Annotated in this window: 26 protein-coding genes; 16 read left to right on the top strand and 10 right to left on the bottom strand. The window is 70.2% G+C overall.

The features are described 5' to 3' along the window. Nucleotides 1–77: 77 nt before the first annotated feature. Both AB0C16_RS28200 and AB0C16_RS28195 read right to left on the bottom strand, forming a co-directional pair. On the bottom strand, nucleotides 78–1,328 hold the full coding sequence (locus tag AB0C16_RS28200; protein ID WP_357686988.1) for an alkaline phosphatase PhoX: 1,251 nt from the start codon (nucleotides 1,326–1,328) through the stop codon (nucleotides 78–80). Between the two features lie 952 nt (nucleotides 1,329–2,280). Continuing rightward, nucleotides 2,281–3,039 carry a TetR/AcrR family transcriptional regulator gene (locus tag AB0C16_RS28195; RefSeq protein WP_357686987.1) on the bottom strand — a complete coding sequence of 253 codons (759 nt, stop codon included), beginning with the start codon at nucleotides 3,037–3,039 and terminating at the stop codon, nucleotides 2,281–2,283. 107 nt (nucleotides 3,040–3,146) lie between these two features. Here AB0C16_RS28195 and AB0C16_RS28190 point away from each other — a divergent pair, with 107 nt between their 5' ends. The 7 genes from AB0C16_RS28190 to AB0C16_RS28160 all read left to right on the top strand — a co-directional run bounded on the left by AB0C16_RS28190 (nucleotide 3,147) and on the right by AB0C16_RS28160 (nucleotide 8,434). Then, a complete protein-coding gene (locus AB0C16_RS28190) occupies nucleotides 3,147–4,346 on the top strand; it encodes a DUF418 domain-containing protein (RefSeq protein ID WP_357686986.1) in 1,200 nt (399 codons plus the stop codon). 133 nt (nucleotides 4,347–4,479) lie between these two features. Continuing rightward, nucleotides 4,480–4,860 (top strand): hypothetical protein, encoded by a 381-nt coding sequence (locus AB0C16_RS28185; RefSeq protein WP_357686985.1) that lies wholly within the window; start codon nucleotides 4,480–4,482, stop codon nucleotides 4,858–4,860. Between the two features lie 86 nt (nucleotides 4,861–4,946). Continuing rightward, on the top strand, nucleotides 4,947–5,318 hold the full coding sequence (locus AB0C16_RS28180) for a MarR family winged helix-turn-helix transcriptional regulator (protein ID WP_357686984.1): 372 nt from the start codon (nucleotides 4,947–4,949) through the stop codon (nucleotides 5,316–5,318). A gap of 351 nt (nucleotides 5,319–5,669) precedes the next feature. Further along, on the top strand, nucleotides 5,670–6,206 hold the full coding sequence (locus tag AB0C16_RS28175; protein ID WP_357686983.1) for a TetR family transcriptional regulator: 537 nt from the start codon (nucleotides 5,670–5,672) through the stop codon (nucleotides 6,204–6,206). A 309-nt stretch (nucleotides 6,207–6,515) separates the two neighbouring features. Next, nucleotides 6,516–6,902 (top strand): hypothetical protein, encoded by a 387-nt coding sequence (locus AB0C16_RS28170; RefSeq protein ID WP_357686982.1) that lies wholly within the window; start codon nucleotides 6,516–6,518, stop codon nucleotides 6,900–6,902. Beyond that, nucleotides 6,899–7,363, top strand: a complete 465-nt coding sequence (locus AB0C16_RS28165) for a MerR family transcriptional regulator (RefSeq protein ID WP_357686981.1) — start codon at nucleotides 6,899–6,901, stop codon at nucleotides 7,361–7,363. Before AB0C16_RS28170 ends, AB0C16_RS28165 begins: the two co-directional genes overlap by 4 nt. Before the next feature lie 36 nt (nucleotides 7,364–7,399). After that, a complete protein-coding gene (locus AB0C16_RS28160) occupies nucleotides 7,400–8,434 on the top strand; it encodes a bile acid:sodium symporter (protein ID WP_357686980.1) in 1,035 nt (344 codons plus the stop codon). A 203-nt stretch (nucleotides 8,435–8,637) separates the two neighbouring features. Here AB0C16_RS28160 and AB0C16_RS28155 read toward each other — a convergent pair whose 3' ends face one another. Next, nucleotides 8,638–9,087, bottom strand: a complete 450-nt coding sequence (locus tag AB0C16_RS28155) for a helix-turn-helix domain-containing protein (protein ID WP_357686979.1) — start codon at nucleotides 9,085–9,087, stop codon at nucleotides 8,638–8,640. A 94-nt stretch (nucleotides 9,088–9,181) separates the two neighbouring features. Further along, nucleotides 9,182–10,534, bottom strand: coding sequence for a Na+/H+ antiporter NhaA (gene nhaA / locus AB0C16_RS28150; RefSeq protein WP_357686978.1), 1,353 nt, complete (start codon nucleotides 10,532–10,534; stop codon nucleotides 9,182–9,184). Between the two features lie 232 nt (nucleotides 10,535–10,766). Between nhaA and AB0C16_RS28145 the strand changes: the two genes are divergently transcribed. After that, nucleotides 10,767–11,171: a hypothetical protein gene (locus AB0C16_RS28145; protein ID WP_357686977.1), complete on the top strand. Its 405-nt coding sequence runs from the start codon at nucleotides 10,767–10,769 to the stop codon at nucleotides 11,169–11,171. A gap of 225 nt (nucleotides 11,172–11,396) precedes the next feature. Here AB0C16_RS28145 and AB0C16_RS28140 read toward each other — a convergent pair whose 3' ends face one another. Both AB0C16_RS28140 and AB0C16_RS28135 read right to left on the bottom strand, forming a co-directional pair. Then, nucleotides 11,397–12,116: an SRPBCC domain-containing protein gene (locus tag AB0C16_RS28140; RefSeq protein ID WP_357686976.1), complete on the bottom strand. Its 720-nt coding sequence runs from the start codon at nucleotides 12,114–12,116 to the stop codon at nucleotides 11,397–11,399. Continuing rightward, entirely contained in the window at nucleotides 12,116–12,712 is a 597-nt protein-coding gene (locus AB0C16_RS28135) for a helix-turn-helix domain-containing protein (RefSeq protein ID WP_357686975.1), read from the bottom strand. Before AB0C16_RS28135 ends, AB0C16_RS28140 begins: the two co-directional genes overlap by 1 nt. Before the next feature lie 91 nt (nucleotides 12,713–12,803). Here AB0C16_RS28135 and lysS point away from each other — a divergent pair, with 91 nt between their 5' ends. The 3 genes from lysS to AB0C16_RS28120 all read left to right on the top strand — a co-directional run bounded on the left by lysS (nucleotide 12,804) and on the right by AB0C16_RS28120 (nucleotide 16,288). Beyond that, nucleotides 12,804–14,414: a lysine--tRNA ligase gene (gene lysS, locus AB0C16_RS28130; RefSeq protein ID WP_357686974.1), complete on the top strand. Its 1,611-nt coding sequence runs from the start codon at nucleotides 12,804–12,806 to the stop codon at nucleotides 14,412–14,414. Between the two features lie 157 nt (nucleotides 14,415–14,571). Beyond that, nucleotides 14,572–15,297, top strand: coding sequence for a glycosyltransferase family 2 protein (locus tag AB0C16_RS28125; RefSeq protein ID WP_357686973.1), 726 nt, complete (start codon nucleotides 14,572–14,574; stop codon nucleotides 15,295–15,297). A gap of 19 nt (nucleotides 15,298–15,316) precedes the next feature. Then, nucleotides 15,317–16,288, top strand: a complete 972-nt coding sequence (locus tag AB0C16_RS28120) for a 2-dehydropantoate 2-reductase N-terminal domain-containing protein (protein ID WP_357686972.1) — start codon at nucleotides 15,317–15,319, stop codon at nucleotides 16,286–16,288. Here the strand turns inward: AB0C16_RS28120 and AB0C16_RS28115 are convergent. Next, nucleotides 16,254–16,781, bottom strand: a complete 528-nt coding sequence (locus tag AB0C16_RS28115) for a DUF6886 family protein (protein ID WP_357686971.1) — start codon at nucleotides 16,779–16,781, stop codon at nucleotides 16,254–16,256. The two genes, AB0C16_RS28120 and AB0C16_RS28115, sit on opposite strands and share 35 nt — an antisense overlap. 106 nt (nucleotides 16,782–16,887) lie before the next feature. On the opposite strand from AB0C16_RS28115, the gene AB0C16_RS28110 reads away from it, so the two are divergent. Then, complete coding sequence (locus AB0C16_RS28110) at nucleotides 16,888–17,301, top strand: hypothetical protein (RefSeq protein ID WP_357686970.1); 414 nt, start codon at nucleotides 16,888–16,890, stop codon at nucleotides 17,299–17,301. Between the two features lie 106 nt (nucleotides 17,302–17,407). Beyond that, nucleotides 17,408–19,309: a nitrate- and nitrite sensing domain-containing protein gene (locus AB0C16_RS28105; RefSeq protein WP_357686969.1), complete on the top strand. Its 1,902-nt coding sequence runs from the start codon at nucleotides 17,408–17,410 to the stop codon at nucleotides 19,307–19,309. 106 nt (nucleotides 19,310–19,415) lie between these two features. On the opposite strand, the gene AB0C16_RS28100 is transcribed toward AB0C16_RS28105, so the two are convergent. Then, on the bottom strand, nucleotides 19,416–20,156 hold the full coding sequence (locus tag AB0C16_RS28100) for an MBL fold metallo-hydrolase (RefSeq protein WP_357686968.1): 741 nt from the start codon (nucleotides 20,154–20,156) through the stop codon (nucleotides 19,416–19,418). Nucleotides 20,157–20,165: 9 nt separating this feature from the next. Continuing rightward, nucleotides 20,166–20,309 (bottom strand): hypothetical protein, encoded by a 144-nt coding sequence (locus tag AB0C16_RS28095; RefSeq protein WP_357686967.1) that lies wholly within the window; start codon nucleotides 20,307–20,309, stop codon nucleotides 20,166–20,168. Between the two features lie 374 nt (nucleotides 20,310–20,683). Between AB0C16_RS28095 and rho the strand changes: the two genes are divergently transcribed. From rho to AB0C16_RS28080, 3 genes are all read left to right on the top strand, one after another. Then, nucleotides 20,684–21,796 (top strand): transcription termination factor Rho, encoded by a 1,113-nt coding sequence (gene rho / locus AB0C16_RS28090; protein WP_357686966.1) that lies wholly within the window; start codon nucleotides 20,684–20,686, stop codon nucleotides 21,794–21,796. 149 nt (nucleotides 21,797–21,945) lie between these two features. Beyond that, a complete protein-coding gene (locus tag AB0C16_RS28085) occupies nucleotides 21,946–22,941 on the top strand; it encodes a putative RNA methyltransferase (protein WP_357686965.1) in 996 nt (331 codons plus the stop codon). Nucleotides 22,942–23,083: 142 nt separating this feature from the next. Continuing rightward, nucleotides 23,084–24,850 carry a prolyl oligopeptidase family serine peptidase gene (locus AB0C16_RS28080; RefSeq protein WP_357686964.1) on the top strand — a complete coding sequence of 589 codons (1,767 nt, stop codon included), beginning with the start codon at nucleotides 23,084–23,086 and terminating at the stop codon, nucleotides 24,848–24,850. Between the two features lie 40 nt (nucleotides 24,851–24,890). Here the strand turns inward: AB0C16_RS28080 and AB0C16_RS28075 are convergent, their stop codons facing one another. Further along, nucleotides 24,891–26,432, bottom strand: a complete 1,542-nt coding sequence (locus AB0C16_RS28075; protein ID WP_357686963.1) for a SpoIIE family protein phosphatase — start codon at nucleotides 26,430–26,432, stop codon at nucleotides 24,891–24,893. Nucleotides 26,433–26,543: the final 111 nt, after the last annotated feature.

The following is a 26,543-nucleotide window of genomic DNA, read 5'->3' as shown; positions in this document are numbered from 1 at the left end:
GGCGTACGCGTCGGGTGTGGGAACGCGAGGGCCCCGCCGCATGGACGGGGCCCCCGAGGTGGCTGGTCAGCTGGACGTCACCGGCGGGTGATCTTCCAGGTGCCGTCCGCCTTCGGCTTCTCCGGGTGCTGGACGTTGAAGAAGAGGGTCTTCGGGTCCTTCCCGAAGTAGATGCCGCTGATCTCCGCGCCCGTGTCCTTGATCGAGGCGAAGAGCTCGACCTGGTCGGCGACTCCCGCCTGCTTGGTGTCCGTTCCGGCGACCCAGATGTCGCTGGCGTAGTTGTCCTCGACGATCCACAGGCGGCCGTCGGGGCCCTGGGCGAGGTTGTCCGGGCTGTCGAAGCCGGTGACACCGGCGCTCCGGTTCTCGACGGGCGCGTTGGCGCCGGCCTGGACGAAGCTCGTCAGCACGTTCTTGTTCAGGTCGATCGCGACGACGCGGTCCTCGCTGGTGTTGGCGACGTACAGCGTGTCACCGATGACCTCGACGTCCTCGGGACGGCCGAACTCGGTGGCGTTCACCGCGTTGGCGGCGGCGTCGGCGTCGACGACGACCTTGTCCATGTCGAGCGGGACCCACTCGAAGGCGCCGGTCTTGCCGGCGTACGTCGCCTGGTTCCACTTCTGCTCGGCGTCGGAGAGGCCGGTGAGCTTGAGTGCGTAGAGCTGGCCGTCGGAGAGGTCTCCGCGCTGGGCCGGCACAAACTTGTAGATAGAGCCGCCGTTGAGCTCGTCGATGACGAAGACGGTGCCGTCGGCGAGCGCTTCGATGCCCTCGTGGCGCAGGATGCCAACCTTGCGACGCTCCTCGACGCGGACGATCGTCGTGGGGTCCTTCGGGTCGAGGAACGCCTCGAAGAGGCGGCCGCCGCCGGTCTCCTCGGCGAAGAGCAGCGTGCCCCAGGGGGTCCAGCGGAGGCCGTCGAGCCGGCGCCAGTCCTCGCGCTGCGCGATGGCCTTGGCCTTGCCGGTCTCCAGGTCGATGACGGAGAGGGAGCCGTTGGAGCCGACCTCGTGCGTGCGGTAGAGGTAGCGGCCGGCCTGCGGTCCCGTCTCGTTGACGGTGTTCATGTCGGTGAGATCGTCGGCGGTGCCGCCGTAGATGTTGAGGACGGTCTCGTCCGCGATCAGCTTCTGGGTGAAGCCCTCGGGGGCGACGAGCGGCTCGGTCCAGTCGGCCGACATCTGCTTGTAGGCCGACTCCTTGATCGGCTCGAACGCCATCGGCCCGGTGCCCGCGAGGGCCGGAGCGGTGGCGAGCAGGCCGAGAGGCAGGCTCAGGCCGAGCGTCAGAGCAGCGGTGGTGAAAAAACGGGTACGGCGCATGGGTGCGTCCCCCTGTGGGTGGTTCGGGTGTGCCGGGTAGACACGCTGGACGCTACGAGCGCTTCATGAACAACCGAGCCTGTCCCAGTGGCGCGAAGGTAGATCTCCGGGTGAACATTTCCCCATCGGTGCGCGGCGCCGCTGCGCGCTTGCTGACCATGGCCGCTCGAAGCTTCGCCTCGCTGGGTGACTCGGCGGAATCCACGAGCCTCCTGGTGCAGGCGGAACGCGTTCTGGATGACGAGCCGACGAGTACACCGTCGCCCTGGGTCGGCCCGTTCGATGAAGGGTCGCTGGCGCTCGACGCGGCGCGATCCATGCTCGCGCTCGGGCAGCTGCGCGAGGCGCGCCGGCAGGCCGATCGAGCCGTGGCCCTGCGATCGGGAAACCGGACGCGCAGCCGAGCGCTGGGGCAACTGCTTCTCGCGAAGGTGCTGCTGGCCGAAAGCCACGTCGGGGAAGCGTGTCACGTGGTGTTGGGCGTAGTCGAGGCCACGCGGTCGCTGGCTCGCTGGTCGTCACCCGCCCATTGGTCAATCTCCAGGGGCTCCTTGAGGCGTACCGTGAAGAGGAGATCGTCGCCGAGTCCTCACGGTGCTTGCCGAGGCTCTGGAGGAACGGCGCTGGCTGTACAGATGGGGAGATTCTGAACGTGGACCCCGAAGCCCCGCTCTATATCGGAAACGCCGGCGTCCACGGCCGGCCAGGCGGCAAGCCCACATGGGGCCCACCCGCCCACGCCGCACTGCGACGCCTCATCGCAACGGCCCACCGCTGATCGACCGCTCCCCACGCGCCGGAAGACCGTCGCGCCGGTCCCAGCCATGCTCGGCATGCCGGAGCCTACCCGCCTGACATGGCATAACGACCTCCATGCGGCTGACCAGCAAGTTCGCTTGACCACCCCAGATAGTCAGGGGCATTACTCCACGACTGCGCCGGGGCGCGCGCCTCAGGAATCGGAGCGCTCGATCCGGACGGCGACGCCGTCGAGGATCAGCTCCAGCCCGAGCGAGAAGTCCGTGTCGGCGATCGTCGCGTCGGGGGTGTCCGACGGCAGCGCCTCGAACAGCGCCGAGGAGAACAGCCGGGCCGTCTCGGGGAAGTGCTCGGGCTCGACAAGCCGGACCAGCGCGCGACCGTAGTCGCGCTCGGCGTCGGCCTGCCCCTGGCCTTCGGCCCTGCCCTCGGCGAGCTCGCTGTACTGCCGCACCGACTGGACCACGTAGCCGTTGATCAGCGTCAGGATGCCGACCTTGTGCGCCCAGTCGAGGCGGGTGCGGGACATGATGGCGAGCGCGGCCTCCATCCAGGCGATCTGGTTCGGACCGGAGGGCGGTCCGGAGGCGGGCACGCGCGTCAGCCACGGCCGACGCCGGAACACCGCGCGCTGCGCGAAGGCCCAGTTGCGCAGCCCTTCGCGCCAGTCGTCGGTGTCCAGGTCCGGCGGCGTGCCCATGGCGGCGTCGGCCATGAGCGTGAGCAACTCGTTCTTGGATCCGACGTGCCGGTAGAGCGACATCCCCGTGAAGCCGAGGCTCTTTGCGACCTTGGGAATCGTCACGCCGCCGAGCCCGTCACGGTCGGCGATCTCCACCGCCGCGGCGACGACCAGGTCGACGTCGAGGGCCGCGGGCCGCCCGAGACGCGAGGACTCCGGCATCCGCCAGAGCCGGCGCAGCGCCGCCGGAACGAAGTCCTCGCTGGTCATGGCTCCCTCGTTCGCCTCCGGAGAGTTCGGCCCCATCATGCCAGACCCTCATTAGTATACCTGTGATACTTTCTTGCTGAAACTAAAGCTCGGGGAGAGGGACGAACATGAGCATTGACACCGCATCGCGGACATCGAGAGGGCCGGTCCGGCGCGCCGAACGCGCCCTCGCACCGGACCTCGCCCGGGGCGCGATGCTGCTGATCATCGCGCTGGCCAACGTCGCCGGAGTCGTCTTCGCCGGCCAGCCCGGCCTCGACGCCACGCCGGAAGGCGTCGAGCGCGGCCTCAACTTCCTGCTCTTCGAACTCGTCCACGCCCGCGGGTACCCGGTCTTCGCCGTGATGTTCGGCTACGGACTCGTCCAGCTCGCCCGCCGCCAGGACGCCTCCGGCGCCACGCCGAAGCAGGTCCGCTCGGTGCTGTTGCGCCGCAACCTTTGGCTCGCCGTCTTCGGGGTCGCGCACGCCGCCTTGCTGTACTACGGCGACTTCCTCGGCGCCTACGGGGCCGTCGGGATCGTGATGACCCTGGTGCTGCTGCGCCGCGGCGACAAGTTTCACCGGGTCGTGCTGGTGATCTGGGCGGTGGCGGCGGTCCAGGTCCTGGTCATCGGCGCCATCGTGGTGAGCGGCATCATCGAGGGTTCGGGCGGGTCGGCCCCGCTGCCGGCGAGCCACATCAACTCCCTCGCCGCGCCCGGGTACCTGGAGTCCATGCTGGATCGCCTCGGCGAATGGCCGATGCACACACTGACCGTCCTGCCCTTCATCCTCATCGCCTGGCTGGGCATGTGGGCCGCCCGCAGCCGCGTCCTCGAAGAGCCGGCCCGCCACAAGACCCCGCTCAAGTGGACCGCCGCACTCGGACTCGGCGTCGCCATCGCCGGAGGTCTCCCGGCCGCCCTGGTCAGTGCCGGATGGCTGCACGTCAACGAGTCGGCCGCCGGTCTGATGCTGATGCTCCACGGCGCCAGCGGCATGTTCGCCGGCCCGGGTTACGTGGCCGGCTTCGCCCTGATCGCCATGCGGGTCACCCGGCCCGGTCCCGTCGTCGGCGCGCTCTCGGCCCTGGGCCGGCGCTCCCTGTCCGGATACCTCTTCCAGTCGGTGGCCTGGCTGGTCCTCCTGGCACCCTTCACGCTCGCCCTCGGCGGCCGTTTCGGCAGCCCCACAGTGACCGGCCTGATCATCGCGGTGGCCGTCTGGCTCGCGACCGTGCTGATCGCCCGTCTCCTCGACAAGCGCGAGCAGGCCGGTCCTGCCGAGATCGTCCTGCGCCGCCTGACCTACGGGCCTCGGGCGTAGTCGCGGGTTGGTGTTCGGCCCGCCACGGCGACTCCGGCGTGGCGGTTCGACAATCGGCACTGGCGCGGCCAGGACCTGCACGTTCATGCCGTGTCTCTGGTGTTGATATATGCGTTTCGCATACACTTTGGTCATGGAGTCAGCCCTGGAAGAAGCCATCGGCGAGTGGCACGCGAGCGTGAACGACAGTGATCTGGAGCGAGCGGCGAAGGCGGTCAGCGATCCGATCGTCGTTCTGGGTCCGAAGGGCGCGGGTCCGATCACCCCCGAGCAGTTCGCGGAGTGGGTCGAACGTTCCGGGATCAAGATGATGCCGAGGTCGTGGCATCCGGTCAGTGAGCGGCTCATGGTCGTGGAGGAGGACGCAACCTGGCCCGGGAGCGAGGCCCCGACCAGGGTGGCCACGGTGTTCCGGGTGACCGGGGAGAAGGTGTCCGCCGCCCTCCGACTGCCCGACCTCAAGTCAGCGCTGGAACTGGCCTACATCTGCCGCGAGATGGCGGCCACCGAATGAGCGAGCCGCACCGGAACCCTTCCGAGCCGGGGCCGGGACAGGTCTTGTTCCAGTTCGTACGCCACTGGTCGCGCCGGGCATCGGCCATGGACCATCGAACCGCCGAGCAAGGCCGACTCGTCCTCGTCACCGAAGCGGTCTGCTCCCTCATGCGGCACGGGCAGGAAGCAACGGTCAACGCCATCGCCCACGAGATCGGCATCGACCAGAGCGGAGCGTCCCGGCTAGTGAAGAGCGCGGCAGACGCCGGATACCTGAAGATGCGGACCTCGGCGACGGACGGGCGCCGACGCCATGCGACGGTGACCTCGTCAGGGCACGCGATGCTGGAGGACGCGCACAGCTGGCAGGAGCAGGTCTTCGACCGGCTGACCGACGGCTGGAGCGAGCGGCAGCGCCTCGACTTCCGACGAGCGATGATCAGCCTGATCGAGCGTTCGTACGCCTTGAACGCATGACTCACACCGACGCCCTATTGAGCGTGGAGGGCGGCGACTGGTGGAGCGGTGCCGCATATGTCGATTGCCCATGTCGCTACACATCCCGCTCGATTTCGGTGAGAAGGTTTCTGTCGCGCGTGTTCACGGAGAGTAGTATCCCCGCCCTTTCGATACGGTAGCTCCCGTTTCCCGGCGAACTCGCGTCGGCAGCCGTAGGGCCGATCTTGACACTCGGCCGCACTTGAGCGTGGCGCCTTCCCAGCGGCACCACTCCTGGTAGCCGGAGGTGAAGGGCGCACCCACCCACGGATATCTGTCGTCGACCGGGCCCTGGTAAGCCTTGCCCGCGCCTCCCGCCGGGAAGTCCTCATGGACGCGGCCGCCCGGCTGTTCGCCGCACACGGCTACCAGGCCGTGAGCATGGAGGACATCGGCGCCGCCGCGGGCATCAGCGGCGCCGGCATCTACAACCACGTCACCGCCAAGTCCGATCTCCTGGTGGCCGCGCTCACCCGCGCCGCCGACGCCCCGCAACTCGACGCCTCCCGCGCGTTCGCCACGGCCACCAGCCCTCGCCACGCGCTCGACCTGCTGCTCCGTTCCTACATCGACCTGACCGTCAACCACAGCCACCTCACCGGCACGTTGATCACCGAGGTGATCCACCTTCCGGCCGAGCAGCGCCACGCGATCCGCCGTCTCCAGCACGACTACGTCAGCGAGTGGGTGCACCTGCTCACCATCGAGCGGCCCGAGCTGACCGAGGCCGAGGCCCGGGTCGTCGTGCACGCGGTCTTCACCACCATCAACGACCTCGCCCGGATCGACCACCCGCGTGAACGGGCGGATCTGTCTGGTGACCTGTTCGCCGTGTGCCGGGCTCTCCTGCTCGCGCACACCGGATGAGATCAGGGGCCGTGGGCGCTCTCCACGACGCCGCGGGTGCCGTCGACCGTGTCGATCTGCCCATCCGGCCCGGTCACGACGCCTACCACGCCGGTGGCCCGGCCGGGGCTGGCCCGGCCGGCCCGATACCAGCACGCCGGCGGGCCGGACTGATCAGCGGGAGCCGGTCCGTGGTGGCCGGGCGGCGCCGGCGCGTGGCCCGTGACACCGTTGGCCCCGTGACTCGAACACCACCTCGTAGAGCAGCCGGCCACGAAATCGCGACAGGGACTTGCATCCGATACCTAGGTACAGGTTTACCGTCAGGGTATGACGCAAGACATTGCCCTTGACCAGGAGTGGGTGCCCTCGGCGTGCACCCTGCCCACCGCTGAGCGGCCCCTCCGGGTGGCCGAGTTCGATGGGTTGTTCACTGAGGCCGTGCAGGCGGTGCAGCGCTCCGAGCGCGAACGCCTGCGGCTGGAGCTGGCCTTCAGCCCGGACAACGCGGCGCGGGCCGCCGAGCTGACAGCACGGGAGAACGGCTGCTGCTCGTTCTTCACCTTCACTCTCACCATCGCCGACGGCAGCCTCGCACTGGAGGTGGCGGTACCACCGGAGCACGTCGAGGTGCTGGATGGGCTGCAGGCGCATGCCGGCGCTGCGGTCGCCGGCAGCCGCGCGGCTGCGGCTGCCTCAGGAGGGCGAACGGTGTGAGGCAGGGCATCGACGGGCCGTACCTGCGCAGTGGGCAGGTGGCCGAGCAGGCCGGCGTCAACCTCCAGACCCTGCGGTACTACGAACGCCGGGGGCTGATCGCCGAACCTCGGCGCAGCCCCGGCGGTCACCGGGCCTATCCGCCCGAGACCGTCACCCTGCTCACCGTGATCAAAGCCGCCCAGCGGCTCGGCTTCACCCTGGAAGAGGTGGCCGAGCTGATCGACACCGGCAGGCACGGCCACCCCACTCCCGATCTGCGCTCCCGCGCGCAGGCCAAGATCGCTGAGGTGGACGCGCGGATCGCCGACCTGACCACCATCCGCCAGGCGCTGATGCAGGTGGTCAACGCCGGCTGCGACAGCCTGACCCACTGCACCTGCCCCGACTGCCCCCTGCCGTTTGCCGATCTGGCCCACGATCGCGCCCCCCAAGGCACAACGCGGTCAGGCCGCCGCTGAGCCGACACGGCGCTGCCGATACCGTCACCTGCAGAAATGAAGCGGCACGAGCAGGAGTTGGAGAGCAGGGTGACGCAGCGGGCGCAGACGGAGGGCCTGGTCGCGGGAGTGGAGCGCCACCAGGTCGCCATCTACGTGGGGGCCATCGCGGTCGGCGCCGTGGCAGGATGGGCCGCCCCGACGCTGGGATCGGCGCTGGAGCACGCGATCAACCCAGTGCTGGCGGCCCTGCTCTATGTGACGTTCCTGCAGGTGCCCGCCGCCGAGCTGGTGCGCTCGCTACGCGCGGGCCGCTTCTTGGGGGCCGCGCTGGTGGTGAACTTCGCTGTGGTGCCACTGGTGGTCGCGGCGATGTTCGCATTCCTGCCCGACGATCAGGCGGTGCGGCTTGGCGTGCTCCTGGTGCTGCTGACCCCCTGCGTCGATTACGTGATCGTCTTTACCGGGCTGGCCGGGGGCAGCAGTCGGCAACTGCTGGCCGCTACCCCGCTGCTACTGCTCGCCCAAATGGTCCTGCTGCCGGTGCTGCTGGTGGCGTTCATGGGCGCAGATCTGACGCGGATCGTCGAGCCTGAACCGTTCGCCGAGGCGTTCGTGGTCCTGATCGTCATACCGCTCACCCTGGCCTGGCTCACTCAGGCATGGGCGGCCCGTCGCCCGGCTGGGCGGGCGGTGGCGGGCGCGGCAGGGGCGGCGATGGTGCCGCTGATGGCGGCCACCCTGGTGTGCGTGGTCGCCTCCCAACTGCCCAAGCTGGACGGCAACCTGGCCATGGTGGCCGGTGTCGTGCCGTTCTACGTGCTGTTCCTGGCCGTGATGGCCGTCGCCGGCCTCGCGATCGCCCGCCTGTTCCGCCTCGATGTGCCGGCGAGCCGAGCGATCGTGTTCACCGGCGCCACCCGCAACTCCCTGGTCGTGCTACCACTGGCGCTGGCACTACCCGACGCGCTGGCCATCGCCGCAGCGGTGGTGGTCACCCAGACCCTGGTGGAGGTGGTGGGCATGGTCGTCTACGTCCGCCTGGTGCCCAGGCTGCTGACGCTAGGCGAGCGGTGTGGCTCACTCACATGAGCCCTGTGCGAATGACTTCTAGTCCGAAAATCGGTGAATTAGCGGGGCAGGCGGCAGCAGACCCTTAGACGTCAACCGCCATCGCTCAGCTACCCCGACACCGTCTCGGCCGGGATCTTGGCCGTTGTGAGTCGGCCCCGCCGACTCCTACCGGCGCGACCGGACCTGGTCGAGCGAACGCCTGGGAGCGTGAGCCGCGACGTTCAGGAGATGAGGGCGCCGCGTCCGGTGGGTGAGTGGGCGCCGGCGCGGGCCTCTCCGCCGCAGTGACGGCAGACGACGACCGGATCGAGGGGCTCCCCGCAGGAGTGCTTCCAGCGGACCGGCGGGGCGTCGGGGTGCAGGTGTCGGTCGCCCCACTTCATGAGCGTGATCAGCACGTCGGTCAGCTCGGCGCCCGCGGGCGTGAGGTGGTATTCGAAGCGCACGGGATGGTCGCTGTAGCGTTTGCGCCGGGTGATCCCGGCCGACTCCAGCTTGCGCAACCGGACCGTGAGGATGTCGCGTGAGGCGCCGGTGTTGCGCACCATGCCGTCGAAGCGCCGCACGCCGTGACTGATCTCACGGATGATCAGCAGGCTCCACCGCTCGCCGACCAGGTCGAGGGTGTCGGCGATGGAGCACTCGCGCGGCTGGACCTCCTTCGGTGGCATGCCGCGCAGCTTAGTCGCCGTACTCGCGCACCCCGTCCGGGTCAATGCTCGGATCCGGGGACGTACGACACGGCCTCGCCGGGTCCGCTCCTGATCATCCTTGCCGGGCATCACCGGCAGCGGTTTGGTCACCGGTGTCGAGGCTGTCGTCTTGGTACAGGTCGGGAATGCCGTCGTGGTCGCGGTCGACGGTTTCGGCCTCGTGAATGCGCCGATAGACACGGCCGCGCACCCGCAGGATCACGCTGGCGAGCAGGGCCGAGATCAGGGACGCGGCCAGGACCGCCACCTTGACGTGATCATCGGTCTCGGTGCCGGGGCCGAAGGCCAGCTCGCCGATCAGGAGTGAGACGGTGAAACCGATCCCGGCCAGGATCGACAGTGCGAACATGTCGACCCAGGCCAGGTCCTTGTCCAGACGGGCGCGGGTGAAGCGGGCCACCGACCAGGTCGCGGCCATGATGCCGAGCGGCTTGCCCACGACCAGGCCCGCGAGGACACCGACGGCTACCGGGCTGGACAGGGCGTCGGCCAGCCCGTCCAGGCCGTTCAAGGAGACCCCGGCCGACAGGAACGCGAAGACGGGCACGGCCAGCCCTGCCGAGATCGGCCGGAAGCGGTGCTCGAAGTGCTCAGCCAGGCCGGGCCCGGCATCTGGGCCACCGGCCTTCGCGCTGCGCAGCACCGGCACGGCGAAGGCCAGCAGCACCCCGGCGACGGTGGCGTGCACTCCCGAGGCGTGCACCAGCGCCCAGGTGGTGGCGGCCAGGGGAAGCAGCAGCCACCAGGCGCGTACCCGCCGCTGCACCAGCACGGTGAAGGCGGCCAGCGGCAGCAGCGCCGCCAGCAGCGGCACCGGGGACAGCTGGGCGGTGTAGCCGAGGGCGATGATGACGATGGCCACCAGATCGTCGACCACGGCCAGCGTGAGCAGGAAGGTGCGCAGCGCGGTCGGCAGGTGGCGGCCGACGATCGCGAGCACGGCCAGGGCGAAGGCGATGTCGGTGGCGGTGGGGATCGCCCATCCCCGGGTGGCGCCCTCGGCACCGGCGGTGACCAGCAGGTACAGCACGGCGGGGACGAGCACGCCGCCCAGCGCCGCCGCCACCGGCACCGCGGCCCGGTGTGCTTCCCGCAGGTCGCCGGCGACGAACTCCCGTTTGAGTTCGAGCCCGGCGACGAAGAAGAAGATCGCGAGCAGCCCGTCACTGGCCCACGCGGCCAGGCTGAGATCGAGGTGCAGCGCCGCTGGACCGAAGGTGAGATCGCGCACCGTCTCGTAGCCGTCGGCCCACGGGGAGTTGGCCCACAGCATCGCCGCCACCGCGCCGACCAGTAGCAGTGTCCCGCCGACGGTCTCCTTGCGCAGGATGTCGGTCATGCGGCGGACCTCGGGCCACGACCCCCGGCCGAGCAGGTCAGACGAAGGTCGCGGTGCGAGGTTCATGAGTGCTCCGGTTTCGGGATCGGGTCAATCGCTGCCGACCAGACTTCCCGGCGCACCACTTCAACCCTACCGGCCGTCTTCCGGAGCCCCACCCCGCCCCCGTGGGCGGTCGAGGCCGGGCGGCGGACGCGGCACCGGCATAACACGGAATTAACACCCTTACCGGCAGTCTCTAAGGTGACCGGCCGGTCGTCATCGCCCGTTCACTCGGAGAAGTCGGAGAAAGAGACCCATGAGACGCGCGCTTTGTGCCGCCATCATCGCGATGGCGGCCCTCGGAGGCACCGCCGCGATGTCCGCCCCGGCGTTCGCGACCCCCACGCCGGACGATCCCCTGATCATCACCAGCGACCAGCTCACTCCCGTGCTCGACTGCGACAGGCCCGTCACCCTGCTGAAGGACGACAGAGGGCGCGTCGTCCAGCGGAAGCACGACGAGTGCCGGGAACCCGAGAGGGTGGAGTGCCTGGCCGGCCCGGGCCGCCACCGCCACGGCGGCACGTGGCAGGTCCGTTACCGCGACGAGAGGGGCATCGTACGGGTGCGCGGCTTCGAGCACAGGGACGACGCCGCACGTTTCGCCAAGAAGGGCAAGCGCGTCATCAAGCTGATCGACTGCGCCCACCACCACCGCTGATCGTCGGCCCTGACGACAGGGCGCGGCCCGGCACGCGCCGCGCCCTGTCGCCGCCCACGTGATCAGCACGCGCTGCCGGACGACGTCATCGCCACCAGGCCCGGTGGATGGACCCGGCCGAGCTCGCCGCGGCCGACGAAGCCCGCCGCCGGTGTCGCCATCTCATTTGAGCACCGGCCCCGTTGCGTGCCATCCGGTGGACCGCCGGACCCTCCAGGCGGCGGCTCATGACGTGCGCGACGTCAGGGTCTCGTGCCACCAGGTGGTCCAGCGGGATTCGAGGTCGGCGAAGCGGTCGTCGGTGAGGTCGTACGCGGTGAGGAGCATCATGGCGACCCCGTCGGGGTGGGTGGCGGTGGCCGGGGTGTGGGCGGCGACGAGCAGGCCGTCGCCCCACCCGTCGACCGTGAGCCCGACCTGGTTGTCCGAATGGAACCAGACCTGGCCGGTGAGCGCCTCTCCAGTGGGCGAGGCGCCCTCGTACGGGGTGCCGGGCGGCAGGGCGGCGACGGTCGCCAGCCCCGCTGCGGTCAGGGGCGCGGTGGCGCCGGGGCCTTGAAGGAACACGGTGCGCCGGTCGGCGCCGGGGTGGCGCTCCAGCGCGAATTTGAGCTGGTGGATGAAGGTGACCCAGCCCTCGTTGACGTCGTCGTAGTAGGCGTCCCATTCCGGGTCGCCGCTGAGGGGAGCCCGGGTCATCCGCAGCCGGGTCAGGCCGTCGCCGGCGTCGGTCAGCTCGAACCGGTCGCCGCCCTGGACCTCCATCCAGAGTTCGTCGGCGGACTCGGTGACGTGCTGGGCGTAGATGAAATCGATCTCCTTGTCGAGCCCGTCGAATTGCCATCCGTGCCAGCGCCGGATCTGCTCCGGGTCACGCAGGGCGCGCCACACCTCCTCGACGGGGGCGGCGATGGTGACTTCGACGGTGAAGCGCTCAGCGGTCATCACTCGGGCTCCTTGCGTGGGGCGGGATGCCCTCCGGCGACCAGCCGGTACGGCCTGCCGCCGGGGGTGTCGTATCGGGCCGCGACCCGCGAGACGGCCTCGGCCAGTTCGTCGGTGAAGCGGTGCACGTCGCCCGGTTCGGCGAAACGTACCTCGGCTTCGAGGGTGAAGGTGAGCAGCCGGACGCCCTGCCGGTCGGCTTCGGCTGCCATGCGCGTGACGTGGCGGACGGTGCCGGCGGCGACCTCGACGAGGTGTTCGGCGGCGTGCCTGTCGGCGATGCCGTGGAAGCCGGCCTCGACGTCGGCCGCGGAGGCGAGGACGTCGGGGTCGACGAGGAAGGCGTTGGCGGTGGCGCGCATGACGCGCTCGACGAAGCCGCGCCGGGGGCGTTCCTCCACCACCTCGATCAGGCCCTGCCGCTCCAGCACCTTCAGGTGGTAGCTCACCCGCTGGCGCGGCAGGTCGAGCTCGGCGGCCAGGCGCACCGCCGACGCGGGCTCGCGCAGGCGGGCCAGCAACTCCCTGCGGATCGGCGTCAGCGCGACGCGCAGGCGGTCGGGCTCGTCCATGAGCGACATCTCGGTGGCTGCCACGACCTCATGGAACCATTAGACAAATTATTCTGTCAATTGGGGCTGAGCGCTCGCGTTGGCCTCAACACCGGGGAGCCGCGACAATGGCGCGATGAGCGCAGCTGACAGTGCGGAGAGCGACTGGGTGTCCAGGTTCGCTGACGAGGTGATCTCCGAGGCGCAGCGGCGCGCCCCGGGCAAACCCATCGTCTGCGCCTCCGGGCTGAGCCCGTCCGGGCCGATCCACCTGGGCAACCTGCGCGAGGTCATGACCCCTCACCTGGTCGCCGACGAGATCCGGCGGCGCGGCCTCGAGTGCGTGCACCTGCTGTCGTGGGACGACTACGACCGCTTCCGGCGGGTCCCTGCGGGCGTCGACCCCTCGTGGGAGGAGCACATCGGCAAGCCGCTGACCGCCGTGCCCGCGCCTCCCGGCAGCTCCCACCCGAGCTGGGCCGAGCACTTCAAGGCGCCGATGACCGCCGCGCTGGCGGAGCTGGGCGTCGAATACCGGGCGATCAGCCAGACCGGGCAATACACCTCGGGCGCCTACCGCGAGCAGATCCTGCTCGCCATGCGCGAGCGCAAGCGGATCGACGAGGTCCTCGCGCGCTACCGCACCAAGCAGGTCGACGCCTACTTCCCCTACAAGCCCTACTGCGAGCTGTGCGAACGCGACCTCACCACGGTCACGGCCTACGACGACGACACCACCGAGCTGGCCTACACCTGCGTGTGCGGGTTCGGCGAGACCGTGCGGCTGGCCGAGCACGACCGCGGCAAGCTGGTGTGGAAGGTCGACTGGCCGATGCGCTGGGCGTACGAGGGCGTGGTGTTCGAGCCGTCGGGGGTCGACCACCACTCGCCCGGCTCGGCATGGGTCGTCGGCGAGCGGATCGTGGGCGAGGTGTTCGGCGGCGAGCAGCCGATCGGCCCCATGTACGCCTTCGTCGGCATCACCGGCATGTCCAAGATGAGCAGCTCCAAGGGCGACGTGCCGATCCCGGCCGACGCACTGGAGATCATGGAAGCGCCGGTTCTGCGCTGGCTGTACGCGCGGCGCAAGCCGTCCCAGTCCTTCAAGATCGCCTTCGACCAGGAGATCCAGCGGCTGTACGACGAATGGGACGCCCTCGGCCGCAAGGTCGCCGGCGGCGACGCCCAGCCCGCCGAGCTGGCCGCCTACGACCGGGCCGTCCGCACCGCCGAGGGGCCGCTGCCCGTCACGCCCCGGGCGGTGCCCTACCGCACGCTGGCCTCGATCGTCGACATCACGACCGGTGACACCGCGCAGACCCTGCGAATCCTCGGCGACCTCGACGCGATCACCTCGCTCGACGACGCGCGGCCGAGGCTCGACCGCGCGCAGCGCTGGGTCGACACCCAGCTGGCCGCCGACCAGCGCACCCGCGTGCGCGAGTCGCCGGACGAGGAGCTGCTCGGCTCGCTCGGGCAGGACGACCGCGACTCGCTGCGGCTGCTGCTCGACGGCCTGGACGAGCACTGGTCACTCGACGGGCTGACCACGCTGGTCTACGGCGTGCCGAAAGTGCGCGCCGGGCTGCCGGCCGACGCGAAGCCCACGCCCGAGGTGAAGGTGGCGCAGCGGGAGTTCTTCGCGCTGCTCTACCGGCTGCTCGTGGGCCGCGACACCGGGCCGCGGCTCCCGACGCTGCTGCTGGCCGTGGGCGCCGACCAGGTGCGGAAGCTCGCCGGCGGCTAGCCGGGTCCCGGCGTCAAGGTCCTGGTGCCGAACGAGGCCGGGAGTTCCGACTGTGCAGGTCACAGGACGATTAACACCCCCTGGTGGAGCACATGGCCCATGATCGATGCAAGGCGGCGTAAAGCGGCTTGCATGTGACCTGGCTCATCTTCTTGGCATGACCAAGCAGCAGTTCGCCCCCAGTGTCACCGTTGTCGTTCCCGCGATGAACGAGGCGGACAATCTGCCGCACGTGTTCGCGACCCTGCCCGACTGGATCGACGAGGTCGTCCTGGTCGACGGAAACTCCAGCGACGACACCGTCGCCGTGGCCCGCAAGCTGCGTCCCGGACTCCGGGTCGTCACGCAGAGCGGGCGCGGCAAGGGCAACGCGCTGATCGAGGGTTTCGCGGCGGCCAACGGCGACATCATCGTCATGATCGACGCCGACGGTTCCACCGACGGCCGGGAGATCTTCTCCTTCGTCACCGCGCTGGTCGACGGCGCCGACTTCGCCAAGGGCTCCAGGTACGCCCCCGGCGGCGGCTCCGACGACATCAGCCCGGTGCGCTCGCTCGGCAACAAGATGCTGACCGGCCTGACCAACCTGTTGTACGGCACCCGCTACACCGACCTCTGCTACGGCTACAACGCCTTCTGGGCCCGCCACCTCGACGCGATGGCGCTCGACTGCGACGGTTTCGAGATCGAGACGCTGATGAACGTCCGGGCCGCCCAGGCCGGGCTCCTCATCGCCGAGGTGCCCAGCCACGAGCGCAGCCGGATCCACGGCGAGAGCAACCTGCACGCCGTGCGCGACGGCTGGCGGGTACTCAAGACGATCATGCGGGAGCGCTTCCGCGGCGCGACCGTCCCGCAGGCCCAGGTGGCCCTCGCGAAGTAGGGGATGACATCCTCGGATCATGCGTTACATCGTGATCGGAGCAGGAGCGGTCGGCGGCACCATCGGCGCCCGTCTTTTCCAGGGCGGGCACGAGGTGCTGCTGGTCGCACGCGGCGCCCACTACGAGGCGCTGAGGAGCGGCGGGCTCCGCCTGTTCACCCCCGGCTCCGCCGAGACGCTGACCATCCCCGCCACCGACACTCCCGTCCCGCCGCGCGACGACGACGTGCTGATCCTGGCGACCAAGTCGCAGGACACGATCACCGCCCTCGATCCGTGGCCCCGGCACGTGCCGGTCGTGTGCGCCCAGAACGGCGTCGAGAACGAACGGACCGTGCTGCGCAGGTTCGGGCGGGTCTACGGCATGTGCGTGTGGCTGCCCGCCCTCCACCTGGAGCCCGGCACGGTCGCCGCCCACGGGCATCCCCGCTCGGGCATGCTGCACATCGGACGTTATCCACAGGGTGTGGACGAACTGTCCCAGCAGATCGCCGCCGACCTGGCCAAGAGCGGTTTCGTCGCGCTGGCCACACCCGACGTCATGCGCTGGAAATACGGCAAGCTACTCGGCAACCTGGGCAACGCCCTCGAAGCGCTCTCCGAGCGCGCCCCGGGCACCGAATCCCTGCACGAACGCGTCAGGGCCGAGGGCACCGCCGTGCTCGAGGAGGCCGGCATCCCCTACTCGACCCCACGTGAGGAACGGGAGCTTCGCGGGCGCCAGGTCGAGCTCATGCCGATCGAGGGCATCGAGCGCGGCGGCGGGTCGTCGTGGCAGAGCCTGGCCAGGTCCAGCGGCTCGATCGAGGCCGACTACCTCAACGGCGAGATCGTCCTGCTCGGCCGCGAATACGGCATTCCCACCCCGGTCAACGAGGTGCTGCAGGCCGAGGCCAACAGGTTCGCGCGGGAGCAGCTGCCGCCCGGCTCCATGCCGCTGGAGCGGCTGACCGCGCTCATCGACGAGCGTTCCGCATCCGGATCCCGCTGAAGCCGAGCGTGCTCGACGTCACCTCGTTCCAGAACGGCCACAGGTCGCCGAGCACGCGCAGCTGGATCCCGGCCCGCTCGTGCAGCTCCAGCAGGTCGGTGACCGGCTCGGGCGGGCCCAGCGGCTCCACCGGCACCCGCGCGACGACCGCGTGCGGCGGATCGCCGATGGGCGCGAACACCTCGGCCGGCAGCCGGTACGCGTAGAGGCGAACCTCCATGATCGCCTTCAGCCAGCCGTACTCCACCGCGTGCACCCGGTCGCCGCAGCCCAGGCCGATGATCCGCTCGGCGTCGGCGTCGGTGGTGGCGGGAGTCCGCCACGCCATCGCCCGGGGGCAGGCCCGCGGAAACCAGTAGTCGGGACACCGGTCCGCGCCGACCGCCCAGACGTACGGCTCGCCCACGGTGGAGGTCGGCGCGACATGCGGCAGGAACCGCTCGATGGTCGGGTCTTCGGAGAAGTGCAGCACTTGGCCGGGGTCGGGTCTCATGAACATCATGATGACCGCCGAGCCCGATGGATTCGAGGATCGCGCGGCATACCACGCCCGGCTGAGGGCAGGTGGTGACTCGCTCAGATGACAAGGGGTGAGTTGGATGGTCTTACTTGGTCTGATTCTGGTCCTGCTCGCCGGTGGCGCCATCTACGTGGTCGCCACCGAGGAGAGTGCCAGGTACATCCTGTTCGGTTACACGTTCCAGCCCGACCAGGTCGAGATGTTCCTCGTGGGTGCCGTCACCGCCGCGGTCCTGCTGGCGGGGCTCTGGATGCTCGGCTCCGGCTCCCGCCGGTCGGCCAGACGCCGCCGCCGGATCCGCAGCGCCAGGGCCGAGGAGTCGAGCCGGCTGGCCAGGCTGGAGGACGAGAAGCGCGAGCTGGAGCGCAAACTGGAGCACGAGCACGCCGACACGCGGACGGCGCCCCTCCCCGTGAGGGAACCCGCTCGCGAGCCGCGGCACGCCGCCGGCGACAAGCTCGTCGCGCGCGGCTCCGACGACACGAGGCCGTAGCCCACTGGCGCGAGGGTGGCGAGGGGCCCTCGCGCCAGAGCACGGAAATCCCACCAAAGGGGGGGTGTACTCTGCGAGGCGATCTCATCATGCACCTGGAGGTCGCATGCCCCCCACGCGTGGCCGTCCCATCGCGCTGAAGCTGCTCGTCCTGCTGCTCGTCCCGCTGCTGTCGCTGGTGGGCCTGTGGGCGTTCGCGGCGGGCCTGACCGGGGTCGACGGACTGCGCCTCCTTCAGACCAACGAGCTGGTCACGAACCTGGCCAATCCCTCCGAGCAGATCAACATCCGGCTGCAGAACGAACGACTGGCCTCGGTCGACTTCCTGACCAGCGGGCAGGGCACCGAACGACTGGCCACCCAGCGCGCGCTGACCGACCGCGCCGTCGACGACTTCAAACAGCGGGCCCAGGAGCAGCGTGACCTGTCTCCGCAGATGACCACCCAGCTCACCGCCCTGTACGGCAAGCTCGACCAGCTCGCCGAGACCCGCCGCACGGTCGACTCCCCGAGCCCCGAGCCACTCGACGTGATCGACGGCTACAGCCAGATCGTCGACGCGACGTTCCGCATGTACGACGCCATGGTCCTGGTGCCCGACCTGGCGCTCTACCGGCAGGCCCGGGCCGTCACCATGATGGGCGAGGCCAAGGACATCCTGTCCAGGGAACGGGCGCTGATCACCGTCGTGCTGGCCAGGGGCAAGGTGACCGAGGCGGAGCGCGAGGCGTTCACCGGGATGATCGCCACCAGGCGCCTCCTCTACACGCAGGCGCTCTCCCACCTCGACGCCGGGCTGCGCGGGCCGTACGAACAGCTCGGCGCCTCGGCCGCCTACCAGGAGTTCCTCAAGGCGGAGGACGCCATCAGGGGGCAGGCCGTGATGGACGGGCTGCCTGCCGAGGCCGCCACCTGGCCCGTCGACGGCGCCAACCTGTGGGCGGCGATCGAACGCAACCAGTCGGAGGCGGTGCAGGGCATCTTCCGGCGCGTGACGCCCGCGGCCAACAGCGTGCTGGTCAAGATCGGCGTCGCGGGCGGCGCCGGACTGCTCGCGGTGATCGTCTCCGTGCTGGTTTCGCTCCGCTTCCGCCGCCGCCTCGGCGACGAGCTGGCCGGTCTCCGCGACGCCGCGACCGAGCTGGCCGAGGTACGGCTGGCCGGGCTGGTCAAACGGCTGCGCACGGCGGGCGGCGGGCCCGCACCCGACGAGCCGGCCCCGCTGGAGGTCAAGACCGACACGGCCGAGATCCGCGACATCGTCCGGGCCTTCAACAACGTCCAGGCCACGGCCGTGGAGGCCGCGGTGAGCCAGGCCCGGCTCCGGCACGGGGTGAGCAAGGTCTTCGTCAACCTGGCCAGGCGCAACCAGACGCTGCTGCACCGCCAGCTGCTGCAGCTCGACGGCATGGAGCGCGACACGGAGCAGCCGGAGATGCTCGAGGACCTGTTCAAGCTCGACCACCTCACGACCCGCATGCGCAGGCAGGCCGAGAGCCTCATCATCCTGTCGGACCAGGCGCCGGGACGCGGTTGGCGCAATCCGGTGCCGATCGTCGACGTGCTCCGTTCGGCCGTCGCCGAGGTCGAGGAGTATCAGCGGGTGGAGGTGCTGCAGCCGCCGCCGGTGGCGCTGGTGGGCAACGCCGTCACGGACGTCGCCCACCTGATGGCCGAGCTGATCGAGAACGCCACACTGTTCTCACCACCGAAGACCAGGGTGGACCTGCGGGCCACGACCACCCCGAACGGGGTCACGATCGAGGTCGAGGACCGCGGTCTCGGCCTGACGCGGGCGGAGCTCGACGAGCTGAACGATCGGCTGTCGGAGATGCCGGAGTTCGACCTGGCGCAGAGCGACCGGCTCGGCTTGTTCGTGGTGGGCCGGCTGGCCGCCAGGCACGACATCAAGGTCACACTCGGCCCGTCGCCGTACGGAGGGCTGACCGCGGTCGTCGCCCTGCCCGCGGCCCTGCTCGCCGAGCAACCGGCGCTCAGCGGGCGTTAAAGCCCCGCGGGCGGGCAGCGCCGTCAAAGCTCAGCGGGCGTTAAGCCCAGCGCCGTCAGAGCTCAGTGCCCGTCAGAGCTCAGTGCCCGTCAGAGCTCAGTGCCCGTCATAGCTCCACGAAGGGGTCGCTGAAGTGGGCCGTCGCTAGGATGGCCCGCTCGGCGCGCAGCCTGCCGAGCACCTCGGCGCGGGTGGCCGTGGCCTGGTCCTGATCGTCGTCGTAGAGGTAGCCGATGCTCGGATCGGCCAGCTGTGCGGGGTGGAGCACGAGGTCGCCCGTCATGGCCAGCTCGCCGACCCTGACGATCTGGTGGCCCGGGGTGTGGCCCACCGCGAGATGCACGTGAACGCCCGGCGAGACCTCGGTCTGCCCCTCGACCACGTGGAGCTGGTCCTTGATCGGGGCGACGATCTGCTCCAGCATCGCGCCCTGGGCCACGTCGAGCTCGGCCTGCTGCAGGACGTGGCGGGCGTTCTCGAACAGCGGCCGGCCGTCGGCGATCACGCCACTGGCGTGGTCGCTGTGCAGATGGGTGAGGATCACGGTCTCGACCTCGGCGGGCGCGGCGCCCGCGGCGGCCAGCTCACCGGCCAGCGTGCCCGGCACCGGCGCCCAGCTGGACGCCGGCGAGTCGACGGGGCCGATGCCGGTGTCCACGAGCGTGAGGCGGCCTGCCGGGTCTCTCAGCAGGTAGCAGTGGAAGTGCAGGATCCACGGCTCTTCCCGGAGGGCTCCTCCGGGGAACATCTCGGCCATGGGGCGGCGGATCGTCTCGCCCATCGGGCCTACGGCGTCGCAGAGCGGCGTCACTTCGACGCCCGCCAAGATGCGGGATTGGTGCGGCATCCGTCCAGACTAGGCGGCCACGGGCTGGCGCGGAACGTACTCGTTCTCAAGATCGGCGGCGAAGACGGCGCGGCGGCAGTTGGCGCACCGGTACATGATCGGGCCTTCGTCGAGCTCGTGGTGACAACGCGGGCAGCAGGTGCTGGTCTTCATGAGATCCCCCTTGGGTTCGTGCTTCCATGAAAGCCTCGTCGGATTGCAGAAGCCCTGCATCACGCTTGACAGGATGCCGCTGCGTCGATGGGCCTTCCATGCCGTTCATCACACCGGCCATGGGTAAAACGACGGTGTTTCGAGAAGAAGATTGTCTCGGCGGCACAGGTCGCTGCGTGGGCGAAGGAGCGAGAACAGCCCGGGAATAGTCCATCAGGGCTAGGCGTTGGATAGGGCGAGACGTGTGATATCTTGCCGTCCGTCAGCGTTGAGCTCCAGCTCCGCTGAATCCCCCCGCAGCCCGCCCCTCGTCAAGGGCCGGCTCGCTCTTCACCTCGGCCGACTTTCGGCCTGCCCTTGAGAGGGGCCTCATCATGTCTGTCGACACTGTCAACACCATTCCCCAGCAACGCGCCGGTACTCCCGTCCGGCAGGTCAGCGGCCTGCTCGACCTGCGGGAGAAGGGCGCTTTCATCCGCGCGGAGCACCTCCCCGGTCCTGGAGACGTCCGCATGCAACCCGAACGGGCCAGACAGCTCGGCCTGCGTCCCGGTGACCACGTGGTCGCCGATGTCGCCGGGAGCAAGCTGGTCAAGGTCCGGTCGGTCAACGGGGTCACCGACTGGCGGGACCGGCCGGACTTCGGCGACCTGGTCCCGGTCCACCCGACCGAGCGGCTGCGCATCGAGACCGAGTCGCTCAGCACCCGCGTCATCGACCTGTTCGCGCCCATCGGCAAGGGGCAGCGCGGGCTCATCGTGGCCCCGCCCAAGGCCGGCAAGACCATGGTCCTGCAGGCTCTGGCCGCCGCCATCGCCCGCAACCATCCCGAAGTCCACCTCATGGTGCTCCTCGTCGGGGAGCGTCCCGAGGAGGTCACCGAGATGCGCGGGTCGATCCAGGGCGAGGTCTACTACTCGACCTTCGACCACCCCGACCGTGACCACACCGCCGTCGCCGAGCTGGCCGCCGAACGCGCCAAGCGGCTGGTCGAGAACGGCCAGGACGTGGTGCTGCTGCTCGACTCGCTGACGCGCCTCGGCCGGGCGTACAACAACCTGGCGCCGGGAGGCGGCCGGGTGCTCACCGGCGGGCTGGACGCCACCGCGCTCTACCCGCCCAAGCGCTTCTTCGGAGCCGCCCGCAACGTGCTCGGCGGCGGCTCGCTGACCATCCTGGCCACCGCGCTGGTGGACACGGGATCGCGGATGGACAACTCCCTGTACGAGGAGTTCAAGGGCACCGGCAATATGGAGCTGCACCTGGCGCGGGACCTGGCCGAGCAGCGGCTGTTCCCGGCCGTGGACCTCGACGCGTCGGGCACCCGGCGCGAGGAGATCCTGCTGCCCGCCGACGAGCGGCAGGTGGTGTGGCGGCTGCGTCGCATGCTCGGCTCGCTGGAGCGCCGGCAGGGTCTGCAACTACTCGTCGACAAGCTTCGCGAAACGCCGACAAATGCTCATTTCCTGCAGGCTGCCGCACTGTGACCTCTTTTCGCGGACCTCCCTTCGCGGACCTCCTTTCGCGGACCTCCTTTCGCGGACCTCCTTTCGCGGGCCTTGTCGGGCTGTGACGATCGGTCTTCGGCGGGCCCTGGACCGGTCCTCCGCCGATGGCCCGGCGGGAGAATGGGGTCATGCTCGGTGACATCGTCGACCTCCTCGCCTGTCCTGTCTGCCACGGTGAGCTCACCCTCGAAGAGGGCGCGCTGCGCTGCGCGCACGGACACGCCTTCGACGTGGCCCGGCAGGGGTACGTGAGCCTGCTCGTCGGGTCACGGGCACCGGGGACCGCCGACAGCGCCGAGATGGTGGCCGCGCGGGCCGGGTTCCTCGGGGCCGGACACTACGCGCCGCTCACCGAGGCTCTGGCGCGGAGCGTGGCGATGCGGATTCCGGGTTCCCAGAGCGCCCCGGCGGTCGGAAATCGTACGGAAAGCTTCCCGAAGCCGCCGGACGGCGCGACGGCGAAGGCGTACGGTGGAGCGGGTCACGGGGCGGCACAGGAGGCCGGTCACACGCCGGTGATCGTCGACGCCGGAGCCGGCACCGGACACTACCTGGCGGCCGTGCTGGAGGGGATCGGCGGTGGCATCGGAGTGGCGTTCGACGTGTCCAAGCACGCCGTCCGGCGGGCGGCGCGAGCGCATCCCAGGGTGGGGGCGTTCGTGGCCGACGTGTGGCGTCCGCTGCCCATCCGGAGCGGGGTGGCCGACGTGGTGATGAACGTGTTCGCGCCCAGGAACGGTCCCGAGTTCCGGCGCATCCTGCGCCCCGGGGGCGTGGTGGTCGTCGTCACGCCCGCGCCCGCGCACCTGAGCCCGCTGGTGCGCGAGCTGGGCCTGCTCTCGGTCGACGAGGAGAAGGAGCGGCGGGTGGCCCGCAGTCTGGAGGGGTTCGTCGAGGCCGAGCGGCAGACCATCGAATTCGATCTCCATCTCGCCCGTGACGACATCGCCGAGGTAGTGAGGATGGGACCGAGCGCGTGGCACACTGAAGCATCCGAACTTGAGAAGCAAATCTCGGGATATATCTCCCGACGCGTCGCGAAAAATCGGGAAAAAGCAGTAGTGCGAGCCGCGTTCCATCTGTCTATCTTTGAGGCATCGCCGCGATCAAGCATCGCTCCTTGACTGACGCGTGGGGCTGATGTTACTGATGGGGCATTTGGCACGAAATTCCCCCACATTCCCTGAGTATTTCCGTGAATCAGGCGCAATACTGGACGACAACCCACGCCCGGCGGCTGGGATTCAAAGGGAGGGGGCGCGCCGGATGAAGGCCGAGGAACGCTGGCAAGCCAGGTTCCGGGCGTCGCGCATGACGCTGCCACTCTGGGCACGCCAGGCCCCGAACCGCTCCATCTACCGTTCCAACGCCACCGGCACGTGGGAGGTCTACGCCTGGGACCGCGCGACCGGCGCCACCCGCCAGGTCACCGACAGGCCCAAGGGCACCGCCCACGCCACCGTCGACCCCACCGGCCAGTGGATCTACTGGTTCGCCGACACCGACGGCGACGAGTTCGGGCAGTGGTGGCGCCAGCCGTTCGGCGGCGGGCCCGACGAGCTCGTCGCCCCCGACCTGCCGGCCGGCCAGCCGGGCGGCATCGCCCTGTCCATCAACGGCGTCGCGGCGATCAGCCTGGCCAGCGAGGGCTCGTTCCGCATCCACATGGTGCGTGACGGCGAGGCGTCCCGTCTGCTCTACGAGCACGCCGAGGCGGCCTGGGTGGCCGACATGTCGCTCGACGGCCAGCTGATCGCCATCAACCACGGCGAGTACGGCGACTTCCGCCACCCTGCCCTCCGGGTCGTGCGCCAGAGCGGCGAGCCGGTCGGCGAGCTGTACGACGGCCCGGAGCGGGGCGTGCTCGGCCTCAGGTTCGCTCCCGTGACCGGCGACCGCCGCCTGCTCGCCCTGCACGAGCGCCGCCGGCGCCAGGAGCCACTGGTCTGGGACCCGGTGACCGGCGAGCAGCGCGAGATCTGGCTGCGCGACTCGGGCGACCTGGCGGCCGAGTGGTACGACGACGGCCGCGGCCTGCTGCTCCTGCGCGACGACCGTGCCCGCAGCTACCTCCACCGCTACGACCTCGCGGGCGGCGGGCTGACCCTGATCGACACCCCGCACGGGGTGATCGAGGAGGCCGCGCCGCGCCCCAGCGGCCACGTCGAATACGCCTGGTCGAGCGCGTCCCGCCCACCGGTCATCCGGTCGAGCAACGGTCAGGTCGTGCTCAACCCCAGCGGCCCGGCCGCGCCGCCCAGCGTGCCCGTCGAGGACCTCGACGTGCCGGGTCCGGGCGGGCTCATCCACGCGCTCGTCTCGCGGCCCGAGGTCGGCTCGGCGCCGTTCCCCACCGTCTTCCTGCTGCACGGCGGCCCGACGGCACACGACCGCGACGCCTTCTCCCCCGAGGTGGCGGCCTGGGTGGACGCCGGTTTCGCGGTGGTGCGGGTCAACTACCGCGGTTCCACCGGCTACGGCTCGGCCTGGCGCGACGCGCTGCACGGCGAGGTCGGGCACATCGAGCTCGAAGACGTCGCCGCCGTGCGCGAGTGGGTGGTCGATCGGGGCATCGCCGACCCCGACCGGACCGTGCTGTCCGGCACCGCCTGGGGCGGCTACCTGACGCTGCTCGGCCTCGGCACCCAGTCCGGCCTGTGGGCCGCCGGCATCGCGGCCGTGCCGATCGCCTGCCACCAGACCTCCTACGAGGACGAGGCCGAGAGCCTGCGCGCCTACCACCGGGCGCTGCTCGGCGGCTCCCCCGACGAGCAGCCCGAGCGCTACGCCGCCAGTTCCCCGATCACCTACGTGGACCGGGTGGAGAGCCCCGTGCTGATCCTGGCCGGCGAGAACGACACGCGCTGCCCGCTGCGCCAGATCGAGAAGTACGTCGCCAAGCTGGCCGAGCACGGCCGGGAGCACGAGGTCTACACCTATGACGCGGTGCGCGGCTCCCTGGTCGTCGCCGAGCGGATCGCGCAGATCGCCCTGCAGCTGGAGTTCGCCCGCAAGCACGTCGACGCCTACTGACCCCCCAATTGGCACCCCGGGTGGCGGCGACCGGCTGCGGTCAGCGGGCGCGGAGCACCACGATCGCCAGGTCGTCGGCGCTGGGCTCGCTGGCGTAGTCGGCCACGCCCCGGCGGATGCGCTCGGCGACCGCCCGGGCGGACAGCCCCGCGCACTCGGCGAGCAGCTTGGCCAGCCCGCCGTCGTCGTCGAGCAGCCGGTGGCCCGAACGCCGCTCGGTCACCCCGTCGGTGACCGCGAGCAGCACGTCGCCGTGGTCGAGGTGGACCGTGTCCGACTCGAACACCACCTCGTGGAAGACGCCGAGCAGCGACTGCGGGGTGGTGACCGGCTCGACCACGCCGCTCGGCTTCAGGCGCAGCGCCTCGGGATGGCCCGCCGACACCAGCCGCACCTCCAGACCCGTGTCGACCGGCGTGATGTCGCCGTGCAGCAGGGTCAGGAACCTCGCCCGCTCGCCCTCCTCGAGGATCGCCTGGTTGAGCCGGCCGAGCACGGCCGCGACGCCGTAGCCCTCGCGGGCGAGCAGCCGCAGGGTGTGGCGGGCCAGGCCGGTCACGGCGGCGGCCTCGGGACCGGTGCCGCACACGTCGCCGATCGCGAACCGCCACGAGTCGTCGCTGGCCTTGAACAGGTCGTAGAAGTCGCCCCCGACCTCGTTGGCCTCGCCCGCCGGCTCGTAGACGACGCCGTAGTCGAGGCCGGGGACCTCGGGCTCGTTCGGCGGCAGGAGGCTGCGCTGCAGCGCGCGGTTGGCGGCGGCCTGCTGCGCGTAGAGCCGGGCGTTGTCCATGGCGAGCGCGGCACGCCGGGCGATGTCCTCGGCGAACTGGATGACGTCGTCGCCGAACCGGTCGGACCTGCCCAGGCACATCATGCCGAGGCCCCGGCCACGGGCGGTCAGCGGGATCGCGAGCACCTGCGAGTCGCCGAGGTGCATCGAGGCGGTGACCTGACTGTCGACCGGGCTCACGTCCATCGCGGTCAGCTCCTGGCGCAGGCCGTCGATCCTGGCCTCGTCGGCGTGCCAGAGATAGGCGAGGCGCAGCGGCCCGGAGGCGGTGTCGGCGGTGTAGACGGCGCACCAGCTGGCCAGCCGGGGCACCACGATCTGGGCGATGATGGCGGGCACCATGTCGGGGTTGAGGGTGCCGGCCAGCAGGTCGCTCGCGTCGGCGAGGAACCCCAGCCAGTGGGGGCCCTTGGAGGTCTCCTCCTGCCATTCGGATACGACTCTGTCCACAGAGCCGGGTAGCGTGAGTCTTGCCCAATGGACACGGGAGTCGCCCGAATAGGTGATCCCCCACTCCTCCACACCCACCGAGGGAGCCTTCGGATCACCATGCGAGGTGTTCCGCTGCCTCAGCTCCACCTGTACGGCATCGCCGAAATGCTTCCAGATGACCTCGAAGGGCTCACTGACCACCTGCTCCGTGAGATCTCCCGCCACCCGCTCGGCGATGGAGAGCATGCCGCCGACGGCCCACGCGGTCATCACCTCGCGAGTGAACCTCATCGCAGCCGGCACAGCGGCCTCACCGGGTGCGAACGTCGCGGCGAGCGCCGCGTGAGGAGAAGTCATCCAACCGTGCCTACCACACTTCCCGCTGACTTGGGGTAAATCCAAGGACAGGACTACGAGCTACACAACGTGACAGACTTCAATCACTCACGGCGGCACCCCGGGAGTTGA

Origin of the sequence: Nonomuraea sp. NPDC048916, assembly GCF_040649575.1 — a bacterium.
In the GTDB taxonomy this organism is placed as follows: domain Bacteria; phylum Actinomycetota; class Actinomycetes; order Streptosporangiales; family Streptosporangiaceae; genus Nonomuraea.
Note: the sequence above shows the minus strand (reverse complement) of the source record. Positions and strands in the feature narration are given on the sequence as shown.